This window comes from Flavobacterium odoriferum (assembly GCF_025499515.1).
GTDB lineage: Bacteria > Bacteroidota > Bacteroidia > Flavobacteriales > Flavobacteriaceae > Flavobacterium > Flavobacterium odoriferum.
In genome coordinates this window covers 97,461-118,768 of record NZ_JAMKFA010000005.1, presented here as the reverse complement: position 1 = coordinate 118,768, position 21,308 = coordinate 97,461, and the positions used below count along the sequence as shown (strand labels likewise).

General features: G+C 32.6%; 18 protein-coding genes and 4 tRNA genes. 11 read left to right on the top strand and 11 right to left on the bottom strand.

Translation table 11 applies throughout. The features are described 5' to 3' along the window. The first annotated feature begins 20 nt into the window (after nt 1-20). From M9Q43_RS05070 to M9Q43_RS05060, 3 genes are all read left to right on the top strand, one after another. Nucleotides 21-1,562: an acyl-CoA carboxylase subunit beta gene (locus tag M9Q43_RS05070; RefSeq protein WP_262317882.1), complete on the top strand. Its 1,542-nt coding sequence runs from the start codon at nt 21-23 to the stop codon at nt 1,560-1,562. Nucleotides 1,563-1,654: 92 nt separating this feature from the next. Beyond that, nucleotides 1,655-2,773 carry a peptidoglycan endopeptidase gene (locus M9Q43_RS05065; protein WP_262317881.1) on the top strand — a complete coding sequence of 373 codons (1,119 nt, stop codon included), beginning with the start codon at nt 1,655-1,657 and terminating at the stop codon, nt 2,771-2,773. 73 nt (nt 2,774-2,846) lie between these two features. Continuing rightward, nucleotides 2,847-4,265: an MBL fold metallo-hydrolase gene (locus tag M9Q43_RS05060; protein ID WP_262317880.1), complete on the top strand. Its 1,419-nt coding sequence runs from the start codon at nt 2,847-2,849 to the stop codon at nt 4,263-4,265. A gap of 55 nt (nt 4,266-4,320) precedes the next feature. On the opposite strand, the gene M9Q43_RS05055 is transcribed toward M9Q43_RS05060, so the two are convergent. From M9Q43_RS05055 to M9Q43_RS05040, 4 genes are all read right to left on the bottom strand, one after another. After that, nucleotides 4,321-4,557: a YdcH family protein gene (locus tag M9Q43_RS05055; protein WP_262317879.1), complete on the bottom strand. Its 237-nt coding sequence runs from the start codon at nt 4,555-4,557 to the stop codon at nt 4,321-4,323. A gap of 131 nt (nt 4,558-4,688) precedes the next feature. Next, on the bottom strand, nt 4,689-5,990 hold the full coding sequence (gene rimO, locus M9Q43_RS05050) for a 30S ribosomal protein S12 methylthiotransferase RimO (RefSeq protein ID WP_262317878.1): 1,302 nt from the start codon (nt 5,988-5,990) through the stop codon (nt 4,689-4,691). 199 nt (nt 5,991-6,189) lie between these two features. Beyond that, nucleotides 6,190-7,665: an OmpP1/FadL family transporter gene (locus M9Q43_RS05045; protein ID WP_262317877.1), complete on the bottom strand. Its 1,476-nt coding sequence runs from the start codon at nt 7,663-7,665 to the stop codon at nt 6,190-6,192. Nucleotides 7,666-7,706: 41 nt separating this feature from the next. After that, nucleotides 7,707-8,732 carry a hypothetical protein gene (locus tag M9Q43_RS05040; protein WP_262317876.1) on the bottom strand — a complete coding sequence of 342 codons (1,026 nt, stop codon included), beginning with the start codon at nt 8,730-8,732 and terminating at the stop codon, nt 7,707-7,709. Between the two features lie 99 nt (nt 8,733-8,831). Here M9Q43_RS05040 and proS point away from each other — a divergent pair, with 99 nt between their 5' ends. From proS to M9Q43_RS05000, 8 genes are all read left to right on the top strand, one after another. Continuing rightward, a complete protein-coding gene (gene proS, locus M9Q43_RS05035) occupies nt 8,832-10,310 on the top strand; it encodes a proline--tRNA ligase (protein WP_262317875.1) in 1,479 nt (492 codons plus the stop codon). An 84-nt stretch (nt 10,311-10,394) separates the two neighbouring features. Further along, nucleotides 10,395-10,466 (top strand) — tRNA-Glu (locus M9Q43_RS05030). Nucleotides 10,467-10,498: 32 nt separating this feature from the next. Beyond that, nucleotides 10,499-10,570: transfer RNA gene (locus M9Q43_RS05025), tRNA-Glu, on the top strand. A 32-nt stretch (nt 10,571-10,602) separates the two neighbouring features. After that, nucleotides 10,603-10,674 (top strand) — tRNA-Glu (locus M9Q43_RS05020). A 32-nt stretch (nt 10,675-10,706) separates the two neighbouring features. Continuing rightward, nucleotides 10,707-10,778, top strand: a tRNA-Glu gene (locus tag M9Q43_RS05015). Between the two features lie 156 nt (nt 10,779-10,934). Beyond that, on the top strand, nt 10,935-11,186 hold the full coding sequence (gene rpsT, locus M9Q43_RS05010) for a 30S ribosomal protein S20 (RefSeq protein WP_073583040.1): 252 nt from the start codon (nt 10,935-10,937) through the stop codon (nt 11,184-11,186). Nucleotides 11,187-11,329: 143 nt separating this feature from the next. Then, nucleotides 11,330-13,126, top strand: a complete 1,797-nt coding sequence (gene typA, locus M9Q43_RS05005) for a translational GTPase TypA (RefSeq protein ID WP_262317874.1) — start codon at nt 11,330-11,332, stop codon at nt 13,124-13,126. 47 nt (nt 13,127-13,173) lie between these two features. After that, nucleotides 13,174-13,605, top strand: coding sequence for a hypothetical protein (locus tag M9Q43_RS05000; RefSeq protein WP_262317873.1), 432 nt, complete (start codon nt 13,174-13,176; stop codon nt 13,603-13,605). A gap of 52 nt (nt 13,606-13,657) precedes the next feature. On the opposite strand, the gene M9Q43_RS04995 is transcribed toward M9Q43_RS05000, so the two are convergent. Genes M9Q43_RS04995 through M9Q43_RS04965 form a run of 7 tightly spaced genes read right to left on the bottom strand, consistent with a single transcriptional unit; the run spans nt 13,658 to nt 21,180 of the window. Beyond that, nucleotides 13,658-14,668: a peptidylprolyl isomerase gene (locus M9Q43_RS04995; protein WP_262317872.1), complete on the bottom strand. Its 1,011-nt coding sequence runs from the start codon at nt 14,666-14,668 to the stop codon at nt 13,658-13,660. Nucleotides 14,669-14,673: 5 nt separating this feature from the next. Further along, nucleotides 14,674-15,759 (bottom strand): peptidylprolyl isomerase, encoded by a 1,086-nt coding sequence (locus tag M9Q43_RS04990; protein ID WP_262318009.1) that lies wholly within the window; start codon nt 15,757-15,759, stop codon nt 14,674-14,676. 11 nt (nt 15,760-15,770) lie between these two features. Beyond that, nucleotides 15,771-16,334 carry a gliding motility-associated peptidyl-prolyl isomerase GldI gene (gldI, locus tag M9Q43_RS04985; protein WP_262317871.1) on the bottom strand — a complete coding sequence of 188 codons (564 nt, stop codon included), beginning with the start codon at nt 16,332-16,334 and terminating at the stop codon, nt 15,771-15,773. A gap of 6 nt (nt 16,335-16,340) precedes the next feature. Beyond that, nucleotides 16,341-17,351, bottom strand: a complete 1,011-nt coding sequence (locus M9Q43_RS04980) for a DHH family phosphoesterase (RefSeq protein WP_262317870.1) — start codon at nt 17,349-17,351, stop codon at nt 16,341-16,343. Nucleotides 17,352-17,395: 44 nt separating this feature from the next. Next, on the bottom strand, nt 17,396-19,408 hold the full coding sequence (locus tag M9Q43_RS04975; protein WP_262317869.1) for a T9SS type B sorting domain-containing protein: 2,013 nt from the start codon (nt 19,406-19,408) through the stop codon (nt 17,396-17,398). Between the two features lie 16 nt (nt 19,409-19,424). Then, nucleotides 19,425-20,276 (bottom strand): ABC transporter permease, encoded by an 852-nt coding sequence (locus M9Q43_RS04970; protein ID WP_262317868.1) that lies wholly within the window; start codon nt 20,274-20,276, stop codon nt 19,425-19,427. Between the two features lie 7 nt (nt 20,277-20,283). After that, nucleotides 20,284-21,180, bottom strand: a complete 897-nt coding sequence (locus M9Q43_RS04965; RefSeq protein WP_262317867.1) for an ABC transporter ATP-binding protein — start codon at nt 21,178-21,180, stop codon at nt 20,284-20,286. Nucleotides 21,181-21,308 lie beyond the last annotated feature (128 nt).

Sequence of the window (21,308 nt, the reverse complement as noted above, 5' to 3'; positions counted from 1 at the left end):
AATTGACACATTGAAAGAAAATGGAAGATAAAATAAAAATATTAAACGATAAAATTGCTCTAGCAAAATTAGGTGGAGGTGAAAAACGAATTGCATCACATCATGCTAAAAAGAAGTTAACTGCTCGTGAAAGAGTTGAGTATCTTTTGGATGAAGGTTCATTTGAAGAAATTGGTATGTTAGTAACCCACAGAACTACTGACTTCGGAATGGAGAAAGAAATCTATTATGGTGATGGAGTAGTTACTGGATATGGAACAATAAATGGTAGAATTGTCTATGTTTTTGCTCAAGATTTCACAGTTTTTGGAGGTTCATTATCTGAAACACATGCTGAAAAAATTTGCAAAGTAATGGATATGGCCCTGAAAAGCGGTGCGCCAATGATTGGATTAAATGATTCAGGTGGCGCACGTATTCAAGAAGGTGTTCGATCATTAGGTGGTTATGCAGATATTTTCTACAGAAATGTTCAATCTTCGGGAGTTATTCCACAAATTTCTGCAATACTTGGACCTTGTGCAGGTGGAGCAGTTTATTCGCCTGCAATGACCGATTTTACCATGATGGTTGAAGGAAATAGTTATATGTTTGTTACAGGCCCAAATGTGGTAAAAACAGTTACAAACGAGGAAGTTACTTCAGAAGAATTAGGAGGTGCTAGCACACATTCAACAAAATCAGGTGTGGCTCATATTACTTCTCCAAACGGAATTGAATGTTTAGAAGATATTAAAAAATTATTGAGCTATGTTCCACAAAATAATAGAGAAACAACACCAAAAGTGCCTTATGTTTTAGGTAACGAAGTACGTGAAAAATTAGACACTATTGTGCCTGATAATGCGAATAAGCCATATGATATGCACGATGTAATTGCGAATATCATTGATGAAGATTCTTTTTTTGAAATTCATAAAGATTTTGCCGAAAATATAGTTGTAGGTTTTGCTCGATTAGGTGGTAGAAGTATAGGAATTGTGGCTAATAATCCAAAATATTTAGCAGGTTGTTTAGATGTAAAATCTTCTATTAAAGGTGCAAGATTTGTACGTTTTTGTGATTGTTTCAATATCCCGTTATTAGTTTTAGAAGATGTGCCAGGTTTCTTACCAGGAACCGACCAAGAATGGAACGGAATTATTGTTCACGGAGCCAAATTATTATATGCATTTAGCGAAGCAACAGTTCCGAGAGTTACTGTAATTACACGTAAAGCTTATGGTGGAGCTTATGACGTAATGAACTCTAAACATATTGGTGCTGATATGAATTTTGCTTGGCCAAGTGCTGAAATTGCTGTAATGGGAGCAAAAGGAGCTTCAGAAATTATTTTCAAGAAAGAGATTAGTGAAGCAGCAGATCCAGCAGCAAAATTATTAGAAAAAGAGGCAGAATATGCTGAGTTGTTTGCAAATCCTTATACCGCTGCTCAACGCGGATTTATCGATGAGGTAATTTTGCCACGCGATACCCGAAGAAAGTTACTTAAAGCTTTCAGTATGCTAGAAAATAAAGTAGTTGATACACCAAAACGTAAACACGGAAATATTCCGTTGTAAGATAAAATAATGTTAAAACTCCCTATAAAATGGGAGTTTTTTTTACCTTGCAAACTCAAAATTTTACTCCAATCCATCTAAAATAGTTTTCTATGAGATTCATAACTCTTATTACTTTTATATTTATCTGCTATACCAGTATGGTTTTTTCGCAAAAAACGATTAAACATACTGTAGTTGAAGGCGAATCTTTTTATTCAATTGCTAAAAAATATAAAGTAACGGAGTCTGATATTTATGAATTGAATCCAAAGACAAAAGGAACATTATTACAATTAAAAACAGTTTTACTCATTCCAAACAAGAATTCTAAGACCGAGAATAAAAAGAAAAAAGTTACTTCAAAGAATGTAGATGGAACCGAATTTCATATAGTTGAGGTAGGAGAATCGTTGTATAAAATTGCAAAAAAATACGAAATTTCCTTAGAAAAAATAAAAGAACTTAATCCAGATATAAAACCAGAAGCTATTCAAATTGGGAACAAAATTAGAATTAAAGATTATGAAGTTGAAGTTGCTAAAGATGAACCTAAAACAGTTGTAATACAAACTGATACAAATGTAAATACAATTCAAATTGACTGCGAAGATGAATTGGGAAATAAAATTCATACCGTTCAAAAAGGCGAAACTTTGTACAAAATTGCAAAAAAATACAAAATTAAGCTGAACGATTTAAAAGAGTTGAATGAAGAAGTAGTTGAAAATCTTCCTGAAGGATATCAATTAATTATTAAACTTGGAACCGCAGAATTAGCTAAAGTACCTACAGAAACTAAAGAAATAGTTGAGGCAAAACCACTTTCTTTAGAGAATATGTCAAAAGCTGAATTTTTAATAGCCAAAGCATCTGAACATATTGGAACTCGTTATCGCGGTGGAGGAACAACCAGTGCAGGTTTCGATTGCTCGGGTTTAATGTTTGCAACGTATAAACACATCGATATGACTTTGCCACGTTCTTCTGGTTCAATGGCGGTTGGAGCTGGTGTAAGAGTAGATAGAAATCAAGCGCAAAAAGGCGATTTGATTTTTTTTACTACTAATGGAAGAGGAAGCATTAACCACGTTGGAATGATTACGGAGGTTTTAGAAGATGAAATCAAATTTATTCATTCTTCAGTACAAGCGGGTGTAATTATTTCTTCTACTAAAGAACCTTATTATTCAAAAAGATTTGTTCAAATTAATAGGGTTTTATCTGAGTAAATTACATTTATGATATTTGTCATTTTATGATGTTTTAATTCGGTATAATTTAGCACCTTAAAATAATTACGTCATGAAAGTAGAACAGATTTATACAGGTTGCATTGCTCATGCTGCCTATTATATTGAAAATAATGGTGAAGCTGCTATTTTTGATCCACTTAGAGAAGTACAACCTTATATTGATAGAGCTAAAAAAGACAATGCAGTAATAAAATATGTTTTTGAAACTCATTTTCATGCGGATTTTGTTAGTGGTCATTTAGATTTAAAAGCAAAAACAGGTGCAGAAATTGTTTTTGGACCTACTGCAAAACCAAATTATGAAGCTACAGTTGCAACTGATGGTCAATTTTTTGAGTTAGGAAACTACAAAATCAAAGTACTTCATACGCCAGGTCATACGATGGAAAGTACGACTTATTTACTTATAGATGAAAACGGTAAGGAACACGGAATCATCTCTGGAGATACTTTGTTTATTGGAGATGTAGGTCGTCCAGATTTAGCACAACATGTGATTGCAGATTTGACACAAGATAAATTAGCAAGATATTTATTTCATTCGCTTCGTGAAAAAATCATGCCTTTAAGTGATGATTTAATTGTATATCCAAACCATGGTGCTGGTAGCGCTTGCGGTAAAAACATGAGTAAGGAAACCACAGATACTTTAGGAAATCAAAAACGTACCAATTATGCGTTACGACCAGATATGACTGAAGATGAATTTGTGGATGAATTATTAACCGGATTGACAACGCCACCAGGTTATTTTCCAAAAAATGTCATCATGAATTTAATGGGATATCAATCGTTAGATGATGTGATGAAAAAAGCTAGACATCCTTTAACGGCAGATCAGTTTGAAATGATAGCCGAGCAAACTCAAGCATTAATTTTAGATACAAGAAACGTTAATGAATTTGCAAAAGCGTTTATTCCAAATAGTATTAACATTGGAATTGATGGAAGTTTTGCAAGTTGGGTTGGAGAAATGGTATCAGATATAAATCAAAAAATTCTTTTAGTAACCGATTTTGGAAGAGAAGAAGAGTGTATGATTCGCTTATCGCGAGTAGGTTATGATGGTACAATTGGGTATTTAGAAGGCGGATTTGATAGTTGGAAAAACGCTGGAAAACAAACTGATTCTTTCAGAAGAATTACAGGTGAACAATTAGAACAAATACTTCAAACGGAAGATTTACTTTTGTTTGATGTTCGTAAAAGAAGCGAGTTTGATTCAGAGCATCTTATTGATTCTGAAAACATTCCATTAAACCAACTATTGGCAAATATTACAGCATTTCCAAAGGAGAAACCTTTTGTAGTTTATTGTGCAGGTGGTTATCGAAGTATGATTGCAGCTTCTATTCTAAAACAAAATGGATTTGATAATTTTGTAGATGTTTCTGGAGGTTTTAATGAAATTGCAAAAACCACTCAGTTGCCAAAAACTGCATATGTTTGTCCTTCAACATTGTTATAATGAAAATAGAAAAGCCGCTTTTAAAGCGGCTTTTTGTTGGTTTAGGTTGTTGTTTCTAATTGTTTTTTAAAAAATTATAAATTTCATCTTTCAAAAAAACTCTATCTTTTCTCAAATGACTTAATTCGTCATCCATTGCTAATTCTTCGTCGGTTTCGATTTTGTAGATTTTAGTATCTAATTCAGTATATGAATGTAACAAAACTTGAAATTCATCATTGTGATGATACAAGTCTTTAATCTTGTCTGCATATTCAGGAAAGTCTTGATAAATAGGATGTTTCGTTATCATAATATTGGTTTTTTTATTAGTATACTCAAAGTTACTATCAAAAAATCAGAAATGATATGACAAATGTCATTTCAAATAAAAAATCCTCACAACAAAATTGCAAGGATTTTTTATATAATTTTGAACACTGATTAAACAGGCTCCGCATACAAATCAAACTCTGTAGCATCGGTTATTTTTAAATTTACGAAATCACCTGTTTTTAGATAAAATTTAGAAGCGTCTATTAAAACTTCATTATCCACGTCTGGACTATCAAATTCGGTTCTTCCAATGAAATATTGACCCTCTTTTCTATCGATAACACATTTGAAAGTTTGTCCAATTTTCTCCTGATTCAAATCCCAAGAAATTTGCGATTGTAAATCCATGATTTCAGCTGCACGTGCTTGTTTTACTTCTTGTGGCACATCATCAACTAAAGCAAAAGCGCCCGTATTTTCTTCATGTGAATAAGTAAAACAACCCAAACGTTCAAATTTCATTTCTTGCACCCAATCACGTAGAATTTCAAAATCTTCTTGTGTTTCTCCAGGATAACCTACAATTAAAGTCGTTCTAATTGCCATTCCAGGAACTCGTTCTCTAAATTCTTGTAATAATTTTGTTGTTTTTTCTTTCGTAGTACCACGTTTCATCGATTTCAAAATATCATCTGAAATATGTTGCAACGGAATATCTATATAATTACAAATTTTTGGTTCACGTTTCATCAAATCTAAAACGTCCATTGGGAAACCACTAGGGAAAGCATAATGCAAACGAATCCATTCAATTCCTTCAACTTTAGCTAAGTTTTCAAGCAATTCGGCAAGGTTACGTTTTTTGTATAAATCTAATCCATAATAGGTTAAATCTTGTGCAATCAAAATCAATTCTTTTACACCATTTTTAGCTAAACCTTCAGCTTCTTTAACCAATTTTTCAATAGGTTGCGAAACGTGTTTTCCACGCATTAACGGAATCGCACAAAAACTACAAGGTCTGTCGCAACCTTCTGCAATTTTTAAATAAGCATAGTTTTTTGGAGTTGTTGTTAAACGTTCGCCAAGTAATTCGTGTTTGTAATCGGCACCTAAAGCTTTCAATAAAAGAGGCAATTCGGTAGTTCCAAAATATTGGTCAACATCAGGAATTTCTTTTTCTAAATCTGGGCGATATCTTTCAGATAAACATCCGGTAACGAAAACTTTATCAACTAAGCCTTGTTCTTTCTTGTCAACATATTCCAAAATCGTATTTACCGATTCTTCCTTTGCATTATCAATAAAACCGCAGGTATTAATTACTACAATATTGCCTTCTTGTTCATGCGCTACATCTTTTCCGTTGGCCTTTAGTTGTCCCATTAAAACTTCGCTATCGTAAGTGTTTTTAGAACATCCAAGTGTAATTACATTGATTTTATTTTTCTTTAACGATTTGGTTCTCATGCTTTTAAATTTGAGGTACAAAATTACATAAAATAATTAGTAGAAGCACCAGCGTTTGGTGATTTTTTAATGTTTTTGTCCCGCTCTCCGCTATATCCGCTAAGGCGGGATGTCGCTTCCATCGGGGCTAGTAGTTGTGTATGGGTATGAAAAAACCACTTCGGTTGAGAAAGTGGTTTGATATCTTGTTCTTAATTTCTTAGAAATTGATAGAGTAGGTAAGCGTTACATTGTTATTCGTAGTTCTTATTCTTGCTGTATCATTCATTCCTGAAGAAATAAAAGCTAAATTGTAATTTCTGTGGTCGTTTGCGTATGCTAAATCCAAACGGCTTTCACCAAAGTTATACCCTAAACCAGCAGAATATCCTGTTAAATCTCCCATCGCATAATCTACTTTGTATGGGCTCTCTTCAAATCGATAACCACCACGAACACTCCATTGTTTAATTTTGTATTCGCCACCAATTCTTAATTCATAAGCATTGTTTAATTGATTATTCATTTGCGTATTCAAGTTTCTGTAAAAACTATCACTTGTTGGTTTAAATTTGGTATTGCTATAATCTTTCATCGCATAATCAATACTAATTAATCCTTTTTTATTAAAGATATAAGCACCACTGAAAGTTACTTTACTTGGCGTTTGAATTTTATATGTTGGGAAAACAAAAATAGGGCTTCCATAATATCTATTTATATCACCCGATGGTACATTTTCATTTCCATTGGTATATAAATCTTGAATCAATTCATCATTTAATCTATACCAAGTTGGCGATTCATAAGCAACGCCTAATCGTAATGATTCAGTAGCTTTATAAATTGCGCCTACGTTTAAAGAAAATCCTGAGCCATAAGTACTTAGTTGGTTATCGAAAATAATATTTCTCACCGTTGGTTGCACTCCAGAATTGGCTGGGTTGTCATTACTTTCATATAAACTTGTAGTAAGAACATAATCCGTAAAATGTGCATTTAAGTTTAAACCTAAAAATAATTTATCTTTATATCCAGTAGCTATGTTAGCCGATAATTTTCCGTTGAAACCATTACTTGTTACATAATTGTCTTGAAAATAATTTCCGCCAGAAGGAACATTTGATACATATAAATTAGGTGTAGAAGCATCTTCATTTATAATATAGGTTTCATAAGCCATTTCATATTGATAATCATTAAAATCTGTATTTGCAATATAATTCGCCTGATTAACAAAGTATTGAGAAATAGAATTCGTTGGGTTTACGCCAGCAGAATATAAACTATTATCAAAATCACTTATATTTTCATAGTTTAATGCTACCGCAATTTTTGACCAATCTGATTTTCCTGATTTATCATTAAAAACCAATACAGCTCCTAATTGATTCAAATCTAAAGTACTATAATTTTCTTTGGTTTTTGTTCCAAAATAATTAGAATTATTACGAACATTAAAGCTTGATCCAGAAATACTTCCAAAATTATTTGTAAAAAAAGCAGAACCTGCTGGATTTACATTTATAGATGATAAATCGCCACCAACGGCTCCAAAAGCACCACTCATTCCTCTAAAACGTGCAGTTCCAGTTATGTTACTTATTGAATACCTCAATGCATCATTTATAGTTGTTTCTTGCGCTATTGAAATAATAGAGCTTCCTAAAAGTAGGGATAAAAATATTTTTTTCATTGCAATTTTATATTTTAAGAAAACTAATTTCTGTACAACAATTAACCGCGACCACCTCTTCCGCCACCGCCACCAGATGAGCGGCCGCCGCCTCCAGAAGAACTTCCGCCAAAACTTCCACTTGAAGAAGAGCTTCTTGGAGTTGAGTAATTGCTGCTTCTTGGCGTAGAAGTGTTGTTATTACTTCTTGGTGTTGAATAGTTATTATTACTTCTAGGAGTTACAGTCGAATTCTCTCTCGGAGCTGATATGCTTCTTGGAGTGTTTGTTCTAGGATTATTTGTTGTTCTAGGTGTTCCTGTATTTTGAGATGATCTTGGATTTTGAAAAGTACTTCTAGGATTTGTACTTCTTGGTGTTGCATTAAAGTTTGGGTTTGTTCTTCTACCACTATTGTAATTGGCAGCATTTCTTCCAGAACCAGAATTGTAATATCCATTTCCGCCTCTTGGTCCAGCATTGTAAGCCACATTTCTACCTCTGTAGCCATTCCAGCCCCAGTTGTTTCCGTAATATCCATTCCAACCCCAATTATTCCCATAATAACCATTCCATCCCCAAGGAGAGTACCAGCTGTTCCAACCCCAACCCCAGTTTGCTCCATACCAAGAATTCCAACCCCAGCCAGCTCCCCAGCCAATGTTAGAATAGCCCCAGTAAGGAGAATACCAATTATTCCAACCCCAATTGTTGTTGTAATAATTGATTGTTACGTCTGACGCATTATTGCCCCATCCGGCATAACTTTGATCGCTATATTCAGTTCTGTACACAACTACAGCAGTATCCTGTGGTTCTGCAGATTGATAATTATCAACATCAGTAAAATATGAATAATCTTCCTGCATTGCTCTAAATTGCTGAGCATATTCATTCGATTTTTCTATGTTTTGTTCGCTATATTTGTTTTCAACTTGCTCTCTTGGTCGTTCATAAGAACCGTAAACACCATCATTATCATAATACGATGAGTTTTGATATGAACCACATGAAGTAGCGAAAATTGAAACTAATCCTATCAAGGAAAAGGCAATGTTTTTCGAATTAATTTGGTAATAAGTTTTCATAACTCTTTTTTTTATTGTTGGACACTTCAAATTTAACTATTTTTGCGGAATAAATAACTTAAGATTAAGTTAAACAATTTTTATGCCAATATATTCAAAATGAGTAAAAATTTAACTACAAGAGAAGAAGATTATTCCAAATGGTATAACGAATTAGTTGTAAAGGCTGATTTAGCTGAGAATTCAGGAGTAAGAGGATGTATGGTCATTAAACCATATGGATATGCAATTTGGGAAAAAATGCAAGCCCAATTGGATAAAATGTTTAAAGAAACAGGTCATAGCAATGCCTATTTTCCACTTTTTGTGCCGAAAAGTATGTTTGAAGCCGAAGAAAAAAATGCAGAAGGTTTTGCAAAAGAATGTGCTATTGTAACACATTATAGACTAAAAAATGATCCAGATAAGCCTGGAAAATTAATGGTTGATCCAAACGCTAAATTGGAAGAAGAACTAATTGTTCGTCCTACTAGTGAGGCAATTATTTGGTCAACATATAAAGGTTGGGTTCAATCGTATAGAGATTTACCTTTACTAATTAATCAATGGGCAAATGTTGTTCGTTGGGAAATGAGAACGCGTTTGTTTTTAAGAACAGCCGAATTTTTATGGCAAGAAGGACATACGGCTCATGCAACGCGTCAAGAAGCTATTGAAGAATCAGAAAAAATGATGCATGTGTATGCCGATTTTGTGCAAAATTTCATGGCAATTCCAGTTGTAAAAGGGTTAAAAACTGAAACAGAACGTTTTGCTGGAGCAGATGAAACGTATTGTATTGAAGCGTTAATGCAAGACGGAAAAGCATTGCAAGCAGGAACTTCTCACTTTTTAGGTCAAAATTTTGCTAAAGCTTTTGATGTGAAATTTGCTAACAAAGAAGGAAAGCAAGAACACGTTTGGGGAACTTCTTGGGGAGTTTCAACGCGTTTAATGGGAGCATTGGTAATGACGCATTCAGATGACAAAGGTTTGGTTTTGCCTCCGAATTTAGCTCCAATTCAAGTGGTTATAGTTCCTATTTATAAGACTGATGAGCAGTTTGATGCGATTTCAGAACAAGTGAATGGTTTAACTGCGGAATTAAGAAAATTAGGTATTTCAGTAAAATATGATAACAGAGATACACAAAAACCAGGATTTAAGTTTGCTGAATGGGAATTAAAAGGTGTTCCTGTTCGAATTGCTCTTGGGCCAAACGATTTAGAAAACGGTACTTACGAAATTGCTCGTAGAGATAATTTGTCAAAAGAAGTAGTTTCTAAAGAAGGAGTAGCACCTTATATTCAAAATTTATTAGAAACTATTCAAAATGATATGTTTGCTAAAGCATTGAAATACAGAGATGCTCATATTACAGAAGTGAATTCTTTCGAAGAATTTAAAGAGCTATTGGAAACCAAAGGAGGCTTCTTAGCGGCACATTGGGATGGGACTGCTGAAACCGAAGAAAAGATAAAAGAACTTACAAAAGCCACTATCAGATGTATCGCTTTAGATAGAGTAGAAGAGGCTGGAAGATGTATGTTTACTGGTGCTCCGTCTAAAGGAAGAGTTCTTTTTGCTAAGGCGTACTAAAAAAAAATAAAAATTTTTATACAAGGTCTTGCAGAAATCAAAATTAGTTGTATTTTTGCACTCGCATTACAAAATTAATGTAATGGCCCGTTCGTCTATCGGTTAGGACGCCAGGTTTTCATCCTGGTAAGAGGGGTTCGATTCCCCTACGGGCTACAATTATTGAGGTTAAAAAAGTATAGGTTAATGGCCCGTTCGTCTCTCGGTTAGGACGCCAGGTTTTCATCCTGGTAAGAGGGGTTCGATTCCCCTACGGGCTACAAGTATTGAGGTTACAAAAGAATAGGTTAATGGCCCGTTCGTCTATCGGTTAGGACGCCAGGTTTTCATCCTGGTTAGAGGGGTTCGATTCCCCTACGGGCTACAAGTATTGAGGTTACAAAAGAATAGGTTAATGGCCCGTTCGTCTCTCGGTTAGGACGCCAGGTTTTCATCCTGGTAAGAGGGGTTCGATTCCCCTACGGGCTACAGAATTAGTTGTAAATAAGTTTTATAAAATAATGATTGGTGTCTCTGTTGTTATTTTATTAGTTAAAACCAAAGTGATTACAAATGTAATTGTGGGAGGTTTTTCTTTTTTAACTAGTAGTTTATAACAATTATTACAATTAAAAAAAGAACAAAATGGCAAATCATAAATCTGCTTTAAAAAGAATTAGAAGTAACGAGAAAAAAAGAGTGTTGAACAGATACCAACACAAAACTACTCGTAATGCAATCAAAGCTATTCGTTTAGCTACTGATAAAGCTGAGGCTTCTGCAAAATTATCAACTGTAATTTCTATGATTGATAAATTAGCTAAGAAAAATATCATTCATGATAATAAAGCATCTAACTTAAAATCTAAGTTAACTAAACACGTAGCTTCTTTATAGTCTACTGTTACAAATAACACTAAAGCTCTCATTATGAGGGCTTTTTTTTATGTTAAGCAATTATTATTTTCAACTAAAGTGTTGATTACTATAGTGTTTTTACAAAAATAAAGATTACCTTTGCACTTTCAAAAATAAAATAAATGACTTCTATTAGAAACATCGCAATTATTGCACACGTTGACCACGGTAAAACTACTTTGGTTGATAAAATTATGTACCACTGTCAATTGTTTCGTGAAAACGAAAACACGGGAGACTTAATCCTAGATAATAATGATTTAGAGCGTGAAAGAGGTATTACTATTACTTCTAAAAACGTTTCTGTAACTTATAAAGGAACAAAAATCAACATTATCGATACTCCTGGTCACGCCGATTTTGGTGGTGAGGTTGAGCGTGTACTTAATATGGCTGATGGTGTTTGTCTTTTAGTAGATGCTTTTGAAGGACCAATGCCTCAAACGCGTTTCGTATTACAAAAAGCAATTGACTTAGGATTAAAACCTTGTGTGGTTATTAATAAAGTAGATAAAGAAAACTGTACTCCAGAAGAAGTTCATGAAAAAGTTTTCGACTTAATGTTTGAATTAGGTGCTACTGAAGCGCAGTTAGATTTTCCAACTGTTTATGGTTCGGCTAAAAATAACTGGATGTCTGATGATTTTAGAAATCAAACTGAAAACATCGAGCCTTTATTAGATATGGTTTTGGAACATGTTCCAGCTCCTAAAGTATCTGAAGGAACTCCTCAAATGTTAATTACATCTTTAGATTTCTCTTCATTCACAGGCCGTATTGCGATTGGTCGTTTAGAAAGAGGAGTTTTAAAAGAAGGAATGCCAATATCTTTAGTAAAAAGAGATGGTAAAGTAATAAAATCAAGAATCAAAGAATTACATACTTTTGAAGGTCTTGGACGTAAAAAAGTTGACGAAGTAGTTGCTGGAGATATTTGTGCAATTATCGGAATTGAAGGATTTGAAATTGGTGATACTATTGCTGATTTTGAAAATCCAGAAGCTTTACAGACTATTGCAATTGATGAGCCTACAATGAGTATGTTGTTTACAATTAACGATTCTCCTTTCTTTGGTAAAGAAGGTAAATTTGTAACATCGCGTCATATTAGAGATCGTCTAACTAAAGAATTAGAGAAAAACTTAGCAATGAAGTTAGGTGAAACTGATTCTGCTGATAAATTCATGGTTTTTGGTCGTGGAGTTCTTCACTTATCGGTTCTTATTGAAACTATGAGAAGAGAAGGTTATGAATTACAAATTGGTCAACCACAGGTAATCATCAAAGAAATTGATGGTCAAAAATGTGAGCCAATTGAAGAATTAACAATCGATTTACCAGAAAATCTTTCAGGTAGAGCAGTTGAATTCGTAACTATCCGTAAAGGAGAAATGTTATCAATGGAAGCTAAAGGTGATCGTATGATTATTAAATTTAATATTCCATCTCGTGGTATCATTGGTTTAAGAAATCAATTGTTAACTGCAACTGCAGGTGAAGCAATTATGTCACACCGTTACATTGGATACGAACCTTTCAAAGGAGCAATTCCTGGACGTAACAATGGATCGTTAATTTCTATGGAAAACGGAAAAGCTATTCCTTATTCTATCGATAAATTACAAGATCGTGGTAAATTCTTCGTGGAGCCAAATGCTGAGATCTATGAAGGTCAAGTAATTGGTGAAAACTCTCGTGGTGATGATATGTGTATTAACGTAACTAAGGCTAAAAAACAGTCAAACGTACGTTCATCTGGAAATGATGAAAAAGCAAGAATTATTCCACCGATTATTTTCTCATTAGAAGAAGCATTAGAATACATTCAAAAAGATGAATATGTTGAGGTTACTCCAAAATCTATTCGTTTAAGAAAAATTTATTTGACAGAAAACGATAGAAAACGTTTTAAAATATAATTAATTTGAATCCCGATGAAAATCGGGATTTTTTAGCATAAAGAATAATGGAAATTAAATTGAAATACGGAATTGACAATTTGCTTTTCGGAATGAAAGAGCAAGATGTTACAAAAATTTTGGGTAAACCCGATACACAATACAAAGACGAGGAAGAAAACGTTGTTTTTATGTATAATGCTAGAAAACTTCGTTTAATTTTTTACAAAGAAGAAGCATTCAAATTAGGTTATATGACAACAACAAATCCAGTTGTGAAGTTGTTCAACACGACTTTAATTGGAAAGAATTGGAGTGATGTTTTTCCTGTTTTAGAAAAGAATAAAGTAAAGTCTTTTGAAACCGATACAGTAGAAGGTATGATGAGTTACTTTAACGAAGAAAATTGGTTATTCGTTCATGTTGATTATAACGAAATTGTAAAGATTGAAGTTGGTGCCGTTTTTAGTGATAAAGACGAATTTGACTGGAGATTCTAATTTAAATAAGTATAATAAAAAAAGCCGCTAATTTAATTAGCGGCTTTTTTTATTATTGATTTATCTTTATTAATTCAACTTCGAAAATTAAATCAGTATTTGGAGGAATAACGCCACCAGCACCTCTTTCGCCATAAGCTAAATTAGATGGAATATAAAATTTGTATTTTGCTCCTTCTTTCATTAATTGAACACCCTCTGTCCAACCTTTGATTACTTGGTTCAAACCAAAATCGATAGTTTCACCTCTTTGTACACTGCTGTCAAATACTTTTCCGTCTAAAAACATTCCAGTGTAATGTACTTTAACATTACTTGTTGCAACTGGTTTGTTTCCAGTTCCTTCTTGTAATACAATGTATTTTAGACCACTTGGAGTAGTTGCTGCAGTAGCAAATTCTTTTAAAGCTTTTTCTTTAGCTTCCTTTTGCTTTTCAGCAGCCAATTTTTCAGCAGCTTCTTTATTTATGAAATAGTCTGCAAATACTTTTTCAGCATTGAATTTTTTTGCTTCTTTTCCAGTTCTAATAATTTTTACAGATGTAATTATATCATCTTGTACGATTTTGTCAACAATTTCTAATCCACTTACTACATGTCCAAAAACGGTGTGTTTTCCATCTAACCAAGGAGTTGCTTTATGAGTGATAAAAAATTGACTTCCGTTAGTAGCAGGTCCTGCATTTGCCATTGACAAAATTCCTTTTCCTGAGTGTTTTAAATCGGCAACAATTTCATCATCAAATTTATAACCTGGTCCACTAGCTCCAGTTCCATCAGGGCAACCACCTTGAATCATGAAATCAGCAATTACACGGTGAAATTTTAATCCGTTATAGTATGGTTTTCCTTTAAATTTTGCATCTGCTTTAGTGTTTTTTCCTTCTGCTAAGGAAATGAAATTAGCTACAGTTACTGGAGTTTTCTTGTATTCTAATTCAACTACAATTTTGCCTTTTGTAGTATTTATTTCAGCAAAAATGCCGTCTTTTTTTTTGTCTTGTGCAAATCCTAAAGTAATAAAACTTAGTACAATTGCTACTGATTTAAGTATGTTTTTCATTGTGATTATTTTGTTGGATTTTCTAATAGTTCAATTTCAAAATAGATGTCTGCATTAGGCGGAATAATTCCTCCAGCACCTTGTGGTCCATATGCTAAATTTGAAGGAATATATAGTTTAGCTTTTCCTCCAAAGTTTAATAAATTGATACCTTCAACAAAACCAGGAATAAATTGTAAATTCCCCATAGCTGCTGGATAAGGGGCATAACCGTTTTGAGCGGCTTTGTTTGGATTATAAGTTCCAAATTGTTTTGCACTTTCTTCAATGGTAGTATCAAATTGTAAGCCGTTTTCTAAAAACCCTGTGTAATTAATATAAATTTTGCTTCCTGCAGTAGGTTTTTTACCATCACCAGTTGTAATAATTTCATAGATTAAACCTGATTTTGATTTGGTACCGTTTACTTTTACATCATTGATTTCTTTTATTTTGCTTTCTGCTAGCACTTTTGCTTTTTCTTCTGTTTCCTTTTGTTCTTTGGCTACTTTTGAATAATAGCTTTTAAAAATTTTAACAGCATCGAATTTTTTTGCGTCGCTTCCAATTCTAACAATTGTAATTTTTTCAATTACATCATCAGATTTAATTGCATTGATGATTTCCAAGCCTTCAATTACTTCTCCAAAAACACTATGCATGTTGTCTAACCAAGGAGTTTCTTTATGTGTTATAAAAAATTGACTTCCGTTTGTTCCAGGACCAGCATTTGCCATTGAAAGAATTCCAGCTTTTGTATGTTTTAAATCAGGATGAAACTCATCTTTAAATTTATATCCTGGACCTCCAGAACCATCTCCATTTGGATCACCGCCTTGAATCATAAAATCTGCAATTACTCTATGAAATTTTAAACCATCATAAAATGGTTTATTTTTGAATTCATCACTTACAAAAGGGTTTTTTCCTTCAGTAAGTGTTATAAAGTTTGCAACGGTGTTGGGTACTTTTTGATATTCAAGTTTTACAATCATGTTTCCTTTTGAAGTTTCTATATCGGCATAAATTCCTTCTTTTAATTGGTCATATGACTTTGAGCATGAAGCAAAAAGGGTTATTAAACTTAAAAATAAAATTGAAATCGGTTTCATTTTTTTCATTATTAATTTTTTGGTTTTGGGTCTAATTTTATGTCATTTAAAGTTACGGTGCAAATTAAAGGCTCATTTGTTCCAATTTTTTTGTCATCACCATGATAACCGTATGCCATATGTGAAGGGAATAAAAAAGTAATTGTTTCGCCTTTTTTCATTAATTTAATACCATCGCGCAACCCCATCATTATGTTTTCTTTGTCAACGTAGTAAGTTTGAGGTTTTGTTTCTAATTTGGTATAAATTATACGACTTTTTAAATCTTTAATTTCGTAATCAAAAAAAGCAATGTCACCTCTTTTAGGAAATGCAGTTGGCTCTTCTATTTTAGTTTCATATTTGTACCAATATCCTTTACTTGAAGCTATATATTGTTTTAAAGTATCATTTTTAATCAAAGAATCAATTGTTTTCTCTTCGCTTGCAACTAATATTTTATTACGCTCTATGGATTCTTTAATAAAAGTTCCAGAGGTATGTGATATTGGTTTGCGAGCTTGTTCTTGTTGTTGAGAACAGCTTGTAAGTGTGAGTATTATAAAGACAATTAGTATGTAGGTAAGTTTTTTCATTGGAAGTTATTTTTTTTCAATTGCTAAAATAGCAATAAATTGTTGTACCGTTTCATTAAGTGATAAAAAAGATTTTCCGCCAGCAGCATTAATGTGTCCGCCACCATTAAAATGATTTCTGGCAAATTTATTCACATCAAAATCACCTTGCGAACGGAATGATATTTTTATTATTCCTTCTTCTTTATGTTCGATGAAAATTGCTGTAAAATCAATTCCTTTTATACTTAATCCATAGTTTACAATACCTTCGGTATCACCTTTTTGGTGACCAAATGCATTCAACTCATCTTGACTTAATGTAATATACGATGTTTTGTATTGATCTAAAATTTTTAAATTTTGAAGCGCTTTTCCAAGCAGTAATAAGCGATTATAACTTGAATTATCAAAAAGTAAATTATGAATTTCACTATTATTTATACCTCTTTCGATTAAATCGGCTACACATTTGTGTGTTGCACCCGTAGTTTTTGGAAAACGGAAACTGCCAGAATCGGTTACAATTCCAGTATACAAGCATGTTGCAACTGTTTTGTTTAATAGATTTTCATAATCTAACTGATAAATAAAATCATATACCATTTGGCAAGTAGAACCATAAGCAGTATCTGAAAAAGTATAGGTTGCATAACCATCTGGTGATTGATGATGATCAATCATAATACTTGTTGCAGTTAGCGTCTTTAGCAGGTTTTCCATTTGGTCACCAGTTCTATGCAAAGCATTAAAATCTAATGTAAAAATTACTTCTGATTTTTCTAAAATGGATTTACATTTATCAAAACTTCGTTCAAAAATCAATACTTTTTCACTTTCGGGTAACCAAGCTAAAAAATCTGGAAATTCGTTAGGAGCAATCACAACAACATCATGTTGTAATTGTTTTAATATATGATATAACCCTAAAGTTGAACCCATAGCATCGCCATCTGGGTTTCTATGTGGAATTATGGTAATTTTTTTTGGAGTAGCTAATAGTATTTTTATAGCTTCAATTTCGTGTACTTGCATCATACTGCGAATATATTATTTTGTAAGCTATTGTGCAATAATTATGCCTAACGTTTTAGAGTAAAATGCCCTTTTACTATTTTCCCATCGGTCAATTGAATTACAAACCAATAATCTGAACTAGGTAGTGCATAACCGTTGAAATTTCCGTCCCAAACTTGATTTCTTGGATTTATTTGGAAGACTAATTTGCCATATCTGTCAAAAATATCAATGGTACTATTTTGCAAATTGCGCTTGTTTAAGTTTTTAATTCGCCAAAAATCGTTTGTTCCATCTCCATTTGGAGTGAAAAATTTTGGATAATCTAAGATGTAAAATGTTTTTGAAACTTCACCACAGCCCTTGGTATCTCTAACGAAAACAGTGTATTCTCCTTCATTCAGATTGTTGAAAATAGCTGAACTTTGATAATTTGTACCATCTAATGAAAACTCATAAACACCTAATCCAGAATAATCAACTGTTATTGTATTATTATCTGAAAAATCATTAATTATAACGTCGTTAATAGTAGCAATTCCTGATGTTGTAACGGTAAATGTTTTGGTTTTTGAACAATTATTTGAATTTGTTAGCGTAACAATATAGGTTCCAGGTGTGTCAACCGTAATAGATTGTGTAGTTTCTACTGGAGTTGTATTCCAAGTATAGCTTGAAAATCCTGAACCAGCATTTAGAATAATAGAACTGGTTTCGCACAAACCTACTTCTTCGTCTGTAACTATTTCGTTAAAAGTTTTTATGACTAAATTTACAGGATAATCAGAATAACAACCTTGAATATTCATTATTCTTGCAAAAACAGGTTGATTATAGGCAGTTGTATTTGTGTAAATTGTTGGTAAAGCAATGGTACTTGAAGTAGATTCAAAAAATGAAACAGTGTAACTTGAAGGTAAGTTTGTAAATAAATCAGGTGTAATAGTAGATAAATCAAATGTCATTATTCCGTCTTGATTATCATCAGCATCACATAAATAGAATGTATCCTCGTTTACGATTAAGTCGGTTGCATATTCAATTGTAATATTTCCAGTAGTTTGGCATAAAGTTCCATAATTTATTTTAACGGAATATTCGCCTTCAGAAATTACAGTGTAAGTTGAATTTGTTTCACCTATCAAAGCAATATCATTTTGAAACCATTGATAGCCTGTTGCTCCGGTTTGAGTAGCATCAACAACTAAAGTTTCGCTTGGACATAGTGGATTTCCATCTGCTATTAAACGATCATCACCAATATCTATTCCAAAATTAAAACTACCACCTCCAAGAAATATTGCCGAATCGTATCTATAATTTCCTTCGTCTGCAATTACTAATTTTATATGATAAGTTTGACCTGGAATTACATCGGCTTGAGCTGTTAAAACCACTGTTTGTCCGTTGTAATTTGTTGGGTGATTATCATCGTTAAATGCATCAAAATAGGTAGCATTTGCTGGTGGACAAATTGTGCCAGGACCACGAACGGTATTTACTTTTACTGGTATATTTGTACCTGGAATTACAGCTAAATTATCATATGTAGTAGCACTTGCTTCTTTTAATAAAAATGCAAAACCATCAGTAAAATTGCATTGTCCTGATGTTGGACTTGATAGATATTGTTCAGATGAAAAGATATAATCAAAACTAATATGATTTCCAAGTGGGATAAAATCAAATTCTAAAATGGTAGCATTGAATGAATTACTTAAACCTAAAGCCTGATTCAAATCGGGATCACCATTCCAACCCATGCTTCCGCCATCATCTGAAAGATATGAATTTGGACCAGGGGAATTATTAATTTTTCCAGTAGAAAGTATAATTCCGTTTTCAAAAGGAAATCCAGTACCAGTAGCGTCAAAAAAACCATAACTTTTTTCACCTGAAGCAAAATTTCCGCCCGAAACACTAACATTGAATACATTAGCACATGGACTATTTATTAAGATATCTTCAACTAAATCTTGAGGAGTATAGCTTTCATCAACTGTAATATATTGCGCATTTCCGAACTGAAAAAACAATCCGAAAAGTACAATTTTAAGGGTATTTTTTATTGTAATCATAGCATCGGCAAAGATACTATAAATCTCTCTTTTTTAAGATGTAATATGATGTTAAAATAAATATAAATGTCCAGACTAAAACAATGCTAACTTCGGAAAAATGTACGCCGTAATCTTTAATATTTTGTGCTCCTCCCATTGCATTTTCTATAGTTTTAACAGCATTAAATCTAGTAACAGGTTCTTTGCTTAAATTCCACATAGATTCCATTGGGAAATATTTTATCATTGTATCTCCAAAATTTTTATGTTTATCGTCGCCACTTAAAATTACAAATTTTACAATCCAATAAATTATTTGTTCAGCAATAAACCATAAGGTTAAAAAACCAAGAGCAAAAGCACTTCGTTTTACTAAAATTCCCAAGAACAAACAGAAAGAGAAAAAGGCAAAAAGTTTAATAAAAAAGGCTAATAAATATTCTAAATCTGTAAATACAATTGATAATTCAGTATATGAAGAAAATGAATACCCTAAAATTAAGGACATGATAAATACAAAAAGCGTAGAGGCTAATGCAAAAGAACCTACGACAAGAAACTTAGAATAGATAAATTCTTTTTTACTCAATCCGTCAATTAAATTTTGTTTTAAAGTACCATAAGTGTATTCGTTTGCCATCATTGAAACGATAACTACCGCTAAGAATATTTTGAATAATGCAGCTACAAATGTATTAAAATGCCAAATGTATGGGAAATTAAAAATTCCTTGGTCAGCAATTCTAATTTCGAAAGTTCCAAAACTAAATTTGATTGATGCAACTAAAGCAATTGAGCTTAATAAAACAAAATAAGCAAGAAGTAATACACGACTGGCTTTGTTTTTCCAAATTTTTTGAAATTCTATAGATAATAATCTTTTCATGATTGTGTTAGTTTTTGGTTAATTCTAAAAATTGTTCTTCTAAGCTGTTTTTTCTTTTAACAAGATGTTCTAAAACAATTTTTTGTTCAAACAGATACGAGTTTAAATCTTTGGCAGCAATATCTTGTTTTAAATAAACCAATACTTTTCCTTCTTCTTCCTCTATTTTTTCAATTGAAGGATGATTTTGAAGTGCCAATTTAAGTTGCTCTTTATCGTCTGATTTTAACTCGAAAAAGCTATTGTTTTCAATCATATCATGAACCGAACCTTGATATAACATTTCACCTTTACGCAAAACAACCACATGACTACATACTTTTTCAACTTCATCTAACAAATGCGAAGCCAATAAAATAGTGGTTCCTTGCGAAGCGATAATTCGGATAATATCTCTAATTTGTCTAATTCCTTGAGGATCTAAACCGTTTGTTGGTTCATCTAAAATTAAAATTTCTGGATCATTTAGTAGGGCAGAAGCAATCGCTAAACGTTGTTTCATACCAAGTGAATACGTTCTGAATTTATCGTTTTTTCGTTCTAAAAGTCCAACCAATTCTAATTTCTCGTCTACTTTTGAAAGTGAAGTTCCTTTGATTTTACATACCAATTCCAAATTTTCTTTGGCAGTCATGTACGGATAAAAATTTGGTCGTTCAATAATAGCACCTACTTTTTTTAGTGCATCATGAGTGTTTGATTTCCCTCCAAACCATTCAAAATCGCCTGAAGTTTTATTGACAACGTTTAATACTATTCCTAAAGTGGTTGATTTTCCAGAGCCGTTGGGTCCAAGAATTCCGTAAACATTTCCTTTTTTGATTTCAAAAGACACGTTTTTAACTGCGTGCAAATGTTTATTGAAAATCTTATTAAGATTGGTGATTTTTAAAATGGTTTCCAAGTTTGTTCGTTTTTTGATTTATAAATAAGACGAACAGTTGTTGTATTTGTTACCAACTTTAAAATATAAAACATAAAAAATCCCTAACATTATGGTTTAGTTAGGGATTTTAAGTAAACTTGGAGCAA